At 76.9% G+C, this 964-nt stretch carries 1 pseudogene; it reads left to right on the top strand.

The window, feature by feature from the left end:
- Positions 1–37 precede the first annotated feature (37 nt).
- Positions 38–964, top strand: a pseudogene (locus K6I33_RS35285) (ABC transporter ATP-binding protein); the annotation flags it as partial.

Raw genomic sequence — 964 nt, 5'->3', positions numbered from 1 at the left:
CCCCCACGGCGCGCAACCCGACGAGAGGAGCCCCGCGGTGTCCAAGCAGCACCCCCTCCTGAACCACCTCTCCACCCACCGCCACACCCTCCTCACCCTCGCCGCCTGGTCCGCCGTCGAGGCCGCCCACACCCTCACCACCGGCTACGCCCTCGCCCGCGCCCTCGACACCGGCTTCCTGGCCGGCCGTCCGGCCACCGGCCTGGCCTGGCTCGCGGCAGCCGCCGTCGCCGTCCTCGTCGGCGCGTACGGCACCGGGCGCACCTTCCGGGGCGTGGCCGCGCTCGTGGAGCCCTTCCGGGACGTGCTCGTCCGCCGCGTCGTGACCCGCGCGCTGGACGACGGCGACGCCGCCGCCGTCTCACGGCTCACCCACCAAGTGGAGATCGCCCGCGACACGTTCGCGGGCCTGGTGATGGTGACCCGCTCGTTCGTCTTCACGGCCGCCGGGGCCCTGGTGGGCCTGTTCCTGCTCGCACCCGTCCTCCTCGCCGTCGTCGTGCCGCCGCTCCTCCTCGGCCTCGGGCTGTTCCTCGCGACGCTGCGGCCGCTGGCCCGCCGGCAGGAGGCGTTCCTGGTCGCCGACGAGGCGCTGGCGCAGTCCTGCGGCGAGGCGTCCGCCGCCCTGCGCGACATCGCCGCCGGGGGCGGCGAGGCGCGCGTACGAGCCGGTACGGGCGCGCTCGTCGACGCCGAGGTGCGCGCCTCGACCGAGCTCGCCCGCTGGTCGGTGGCGAGGGTGGCGGCCCTGGCCGTCGCGGGCCGCTTCCCCGTCGTGCCGCTGCTCGTCGCGGCTCCCTGGCTGCTGGACCACGGGGTGACAGCGGGGGCGCTCGTCGGCGCGCTGGCGTATCTGACGCAGTCGCTGCTGCCCGCGCTCCAGAGCCTCATCCACGGGCTCGGCACGAGCGGTTCACGGCTGGCCGTGGTCGTCCGCAGACTGACGGCGGCCCCGGCCCCGGAC

It is taken from the genome of Streptomyces sp. UNOB3_S3 (assembly GCF_020740895.1).
Lineage (GTDB): Bacteria > Actinomycetota > Actinomycetes > Streptomycetales > Streptomycetaceae > Streptomyces.
Note: the sequence above shows the minus strand (reverse complement) of the source record. Positions and strands in the feature narration are given on the sequence as shown.